A 5,936-nucleotide genomic window follows, 5' to 3' on the forward strand; every position below is an offset into this window, starting at 1 on the left:
TGAAGTATTTGATGTATTGCCTAAAAGTGATTGGTTTTCAAAACCTTTTGACGAAATGCAAGAAGTAGCTATTTGCTCACAATCGGGGTATAGAGCGTCGCCAAATTGCGATATTGTACAACAGAAATTTATTCAAACGGCCGGACTTAAAACGCCGCCTTGTCCATTTCATGTGATTGTGCATTTGGATAGCAATGAACAGTTTCAAGTGAATTCCTCATGTGAAGATGTGAATACCATCATTCATAAATCGTGGTTTGCGTTGCCACCGCTCATGGAATATTATTATAAGGCGCAAAACCCGTTTTATAAATCTTTGCCACCGTTTAGACAAGATTGTTTCGGGGAAAATGACATTGCCATGGAGTTCATTTATCCGAAAGAGAATAACGCCATTTTCCTACCTAAGGATTTTGACGGGCAAACCAATCAGCTTATTTTAAGAGTGGCACATTCCAAACCCGAAACTTTAGTGTTTTGGTATTTGGACGACACCTATTTGGGGAGCACTAAAGACATTCATGAGTTTGCGATGCAGCCAAAACATGGCAAGCATGTAATTACCGTAGTGGATACCTTTGGAAATGAAAATAAGCGTTGGATTGAAATTTTGGAATGATGCCTTAAAAAACATTTTAAATCACTATTTTTGTCTTTAACCTATCAAACAAAAACACATGTTCGAAACTGTAAAAATGCTTCATTCCCTTTGGGCTTATTTGACCCTTTTACTGATTGTGATAGCTGCTTTAAATGCATTGTTTAAATTTTTTGGAAACAAAGAATTCCATCCTATCGATTTTAGAATTTCATTATTTACTTTAATTGTAACACATATTCAGTTGCTTTTGGGATTGGTTCTGTTTTTTGCAGCCGATTATTTAAGCTTGTTTTCTGAATTGGGAATGGGAGGTATTATGAAAAATTCGATATTAAGGTCTAATATCGTAGAGCATCCATTAATGATGATTATTGCGGTTATTTTGATAACTGTTGGATATTCTAAACATAAAAAGAAATTGACTTCTAAGCCAAAATTTAAAGTATTGGCTATATTTTATACCTTGGCATTGGTGTGCGTATTGGCTAAGATTCCTTGGAATACTTGGTTCTAACAACTAACAGCAACATACTTTTTAAACAAAAAACCAGAGTTTATCGCTCTGGTTTTTTTGTTAAATAATTGATTAAAAGTTTTGCAAAAATCCAAAAATCAGGTTTCAGATTATTTATTCATGTTTTTCATTTCGTCAATAAAAGTGTCCAGATCTACGCCATGCGATACCAGTGCTAAGGCTTTGTCCACAATGTATTTTACATTATCTGTATTGAAACCTAAGCCGATGCCAATTTTTTTCAACAAATTCTGCTCATCTTTACCTTGAATACGATCCACATATACCATACGCGCCAAATCGTATAAGCGTTCTAAACGCCTGTCGTAAGAAACGGGCGGATTTATAGGATGCATGTGATAGTTTTTAAGAATATTTTTATAGTCTTCATCATCAATGTCCAAGTTGTTGGCCAAGCGGTCTAAAAACGCTTTTTCATTGTCAGATATAATGCCGTCATCCATGGCAATTCTTACTATAGCCGCAAAATGGTCTTCGTTACGTTTTTTAAATCCACTATCAAATAAATCTGAAATTGACATATTGTTATGTTTTAATTTTAATGAATCATCTTAACCAAATCTACATTATTTTTTTATGATCGTCCCAAAAATCCAAATGAAAATTCGATATCTTTTTTCTTAATTTATCATGTTTTAAGGTTAAGTCCATTCTCTTTTAAGATTAATTTCGCATTCGTAATACGGTGCATTTAAATTGTAAACTTTATATTTGCTCAAAATAAATTGTCTTGAGTAAATCACCTCTCTCGCAAGTATATGCACAGGCTTCGCAAACGCAAGATCTGCATACTGCTATTGCCAAAAATCAAAGTAAAACACATTTAAAAGGTCTTGTGGGATCGAGTTTGAGCTTTGTGTTTTCTGAATGTTTTAAAACGTCAGGACTTCCTTTATTGTTGATTTTCAATGATAAAGAAGAAGCGGCTTTTTATCTCAATGATCTCGAATTGTTGATTAACAGTAAAGACGTGCTTTTTTATCCCGGGAGTTACAGACGTCCTTATCAGATTGAAGAGACAGATAATGCCAATGTGCTTTTACGTGCTGAGGTTTTAAGCCGTATCAATTCGCAAAAAAAACCAGCTATTATTGTCACCTATCCCGATGCGATTTTTGAAAAAGTGGTGACCCGTAAAGAGCTGGAGAAAAACACGTTGAAAATTTCTGTAAATGATAATTTGTCCATCGATTTTGTAAATGAGGTTTTGTTTGAATACCAGTTCAAACGTGTGGATTTTGTTTCAGAACCGGGTGAGTTTTCTGTTAGAGGTGGTATTGTGGACGTGTTTTCGTTTTCTCATGATCAACCTTTTCGTATCGAGTTTTTTGGCGATGAAGTGGATAGTATCCGAATTTTTGATGTAGAAACACAATTGTCAACCGATAAAATCGAAAAAATCAATATTATTCCCAATGTTGAAAATAAGTTTATCAGTGAAAATAGAGAAAGTTTCTTAAAGTATATTCCGTCAAAAACAGTGGTTTTTACGAAGAATGCCGATTTGCTTTTTTCGAGAATTGAAGATTTTTTTGGTAAAGCAGAAGAAGCTTTTAAGAATTTTTCTTCTGAAATTAAACATGCATCGCCCGAAGAATTGTTTTGTAGCGCGACGTTGTTAAAACGTGAATTACTGGATTTTACTTTGGTGGAATTTGGTGTTTCATCCATGTTATCCAATCAGGTTATTGAGTTTCATACCGCCCCACAGCCGTCTTTTAATAAGCAATTCGATTTGCTTATTGAAAATTTGAATACACATTATGATCAAGGTTATGTCAATTATATTGTGTGTGCAAGTGAGCAGCAAGCCAAGCGTTTTCACGATATTTTTGAAGATATCAATGTAGAACGCCATCGGACTTTAGAGCATGGAATCCATTATAAAACGCTGGTTTTGTCTTTATATCAAGGATTTATAGATCATGATAACAAAATAGCCTGCTACACAGATCATCAAATTTTTGAACGTTATCATAAATTCCATTTAAAAAACGGTTATGCCAAAAAAATGGCCATCACTTTAAAGGAATTGACCAATCTTGATATAGGGGATTATGTCACACATATTGATCATGGTATTGGACGATTTGGCGGCCTTCAAAAAATTGATGTTGAAGGAAAAAGGCAAGAAGCCATCAAATTAATTTATGGCGAACGTGATGTGTTGTATTTGAGTATTCATTCGTTGCATAAAATCACAAAGTTTAACGGAAAAGATGGCAAACCACCAAAAATTTATAAACTTGGAAGTAATGCTTGGAAAACCTTAAAGCAAAAAACAAAAACCAGAGTTAAGGAAATTGCTTTCAATTTGATACAAGTTTATGCCAAACGCAAGCACGAAAAAGGGCATCAATATCATCCTGATAGCGCTATGCAATTGGAGTTGGAAGCTTCTTTTATTTATGAAGATACACCCGACCAAATAACAGCTACCGCCGACGTTAAAATGGATATGGAAAGTGAACGCCCCATGGACCGATTGGTTTGTGGCGATGTTGGCTTTGGTAAAACCGAAGTGGCTATCAGGGCTGCTTTTAAAGCGGTTGACAACGGCAAACAAGTAGCGGTTTTAGTACCTACAACCATTTTGGCCTATCAACATTACAGAACATTTTCTGAACGCTTAAAGGATTTTCCGGTAACGGTCAGTTATTTGAACCGATTTAGAAGTGCCAAAGAAAAACGTGATACATTAGAACGTCTTGAAAGCGGTAATGTAGATATTGTGATTGGTACGCATCAATTGGTAAATAAAAATGTCAAGTTCAAAGATTTGGGATTATTGGTTGTGGACGAAGAACAAAAATTTGGAGTTGCCGTCAAAGAAAAACTAAAAACTATTAAAGATAATGTGGATGTGCTCACATTAACAGCAACGCCTATTCCAAGAACCTTGCAGTTTAGTTTGATGGCAGCACGCGATTTATCGGTTATTACCACACCGCCACCCAACCGATATCCTATAGAAAGCCATGTAATTCGATTTAATGAAGAAACCATTCGAGATGCCGTGAGCTATGAAATTCAGCGCGGTGGACAAGTCTTTTTTATCCATAACCGGATTGAAAACATTACAGAAGTGGCGGGGATGATTCAACGTTTGGTTCCGGATGCAAAAATTGGGATTGGCCACGGACAATTGGACGGAAAAAAACTCGAACAGATGATGCTCGATTTCATGAATGGCGAATTTGATGTATTGGTCAGCACCACCATTGTAGAAAGTGGTTTGGATGTACCCAATGCCAATACCATTTTTATTAATAATGCCAATAATTTTGGATTGAGTGATTTGCACCAAATGCGAGGTCGTGTAGGACGAAGCAATAAAAAAGCATTCTGTTATTTTATTACACCCGATTATTCGGCAATGACCGATGATGCGCGCAAACGAATTACTGCTCTAGAGCAATTTACAGAACTGGGCAGCGGTTTTAATATCGCCATGAAGGATTTGGAAATCAGAGGTGCCGGTGATTTGCTTGGCGGTGAACAAAGCGGATTTATCAATGATATCGGATTTGATACCTATCAGAAAATTTTGAATGAAGCGATTGATGAATTGAAGGAAAACGAATTTAAGGATTTGTATGAGGATGATCTTACAGATAAGGAGTACGTTAAGGACATCACGATTGAAACCGATTTTGAACTATTGTTCCCAGATGATTACGTGAACAATATTGCTGAGCGTTTAAATTTATATACCCGACTTAACGATATTAAAACGGAAGAAGACCTTCAAAAGTTTGAAACTGATATTATTGACCGCTTTGGTGAAATGCCAAAACAAGTGGTCGATTTGTTAAATAGCGTTCGTGTTAAATGGGCAGCTACAAAAATCGGATTGGAAAAAGTGGTCATGAAACAAGGTAAGATGATAGGCTATTTCATCAACGATCAGCAAAGTGCATTTTATCAAAGTGCCGGATTTACCAAACTGTTGCGGTACATCCAGTCCCATCCAACGGCTGCAAAAATGAAAGAAAAACAAACCCGATCTGGTTTGCGATTATTGCTTACTTTTGAACATATTAAAACTGTAAACCAAGCATTGGCAGTATTAAAGCCTATCTTGGAATAATGACTAAATATAAAGCGTATTATCACTTTTGAGAATTTAATCAAACACCGTTCGTATGAAAAGAATGATATTATTTTTGATGTTTTTGCCTTCTGTTTTGATGGCGCAACATACTATTGAAGGCACATTTTCGCCAGCAGAAGATTTTACTTATGCGTTTTTATACAAGTCTGATGCCATGGGTTCCGTTTATGTCGATAGAGGGAAAGTTGATGAAAATGGCCATTTTAAAATTGATCTGGACAGCACCAATAGCTCCGGAATTTATAAAATAGTTTACGGTGTGCCACAAGAAGAACACAACTTCGATTTAATTTATAATGGCAAAGAAGATGTGGTTCTTCTTTTTAGTTTGACCGACGGTTTAGAGTTTAAGGAATCTAACGAAAATAAACTATGGGCATCTTACACCAATAGTATCGAAATGATCAACAGAACTATCGGTAATTTTTATTCACAGCAAAGTGAAGATAAAACAGCATTTAATGATATTTTTAAAACATTAAAAGAAACACAAGATGCTTTTGAGCTGGCATCAAAAGGTACATTGGCTTCGGTTTTTATAACTGCTAACGCGCCTTATATTCCTGAAAGCTTTGAAGATGTTTCCACTTATTCAGCAAACTTAAAAAGGACCTATCTTCAAAATGTCGATTTCAGTAATCAGCTATTGCAAAGTTCAACGTTTTTGACCGATCGTGTTATGGCGT

Annotated in this window: 3 protein-coding genes and 2 pseudogenes; 4 read left to right on the forward strand and 1 reads right to left on the reverse strand. The window is 35.6% G+C overall.

The genetic code is table 11. The annotated features are described in order from the left end of the window. Positions 1-619, forward strand: a pseudogene (locus VNJ50_RS09130) (penicillin-binding protein 1C); the annotation flags it as partial. Between the two features lie 58 nt (positions 620-677). Then, entirely contained in the window at positions 678-1,115 is a 438-nt protein-coding gene (locus VNJ50_RS09135) for a hypothetical protein (RefSeq protein ID WP_325581125.1), read from the forward strand. 110 nt (positions 1,116-1,225) lie between these two features. On the opposite strand, the gene VNJ50_RS09140 is transcribed toward VNJ50_RS09135, so the two are convergent. Next, positions 1,226-1,657, reverse strand: coding sequence for a TerB family tellurite resistance protein (locus VNJ50_RS09140; RefSeq protein WP_325581127.1), 432 nt, complete (start codon positions 1,655-1,657; stop codon positions 1,226-1,228). Between the two features lie 209 nt (positions 1,658-1,866). On the opposite strand from VNJ50_RS09140, the gene mfd reads away from it, so the two are divergent. Beyond that, a complete protein-coding gene (gene mfd, locus VNJ50_RS09145) occupies positions 1,867-5,226 on the forward strand; it encodes a transcription-repair coupling factor (RefSeq protein WP_325581129.1) in 3,360 nt (1,119 codons plus the stop codon). 55 nt (positions 5,227-5,281) lie between these two features. Then, positions 5,282-5,936: pseudogene (locus tag VNJ50_RS09150) on the forward strand (TlpA family protein disulfide reductase); the annotation flags it as partial.

This window comes from Gelidibacter sp. (genome assembly GCF_035577925.1).
GTDB lineage: Bacteria > Bacteroidota > Bacteroidia > Flavobacteriales > Flavobacteriaceae > Gelidibacter.

What these genes read in the sequence shown, in the direction of transcription:
- VNJ50_RS09140 (WP_325581127.1), bottom strand. Translation starts at nt 1,657, where the DNA reads ATGTCAATTTCAGATTTATTTGATAGTGGATTTAAAAAACGTAACGAA.
- VNJ50_RS09135 (WP_325581125.1), top strand. Translation starts at nt 678, where the DNA reads ATGTTCGAAACTGTAAAAATGCTTCATTCCCTTTGGGCTTATTTGACC.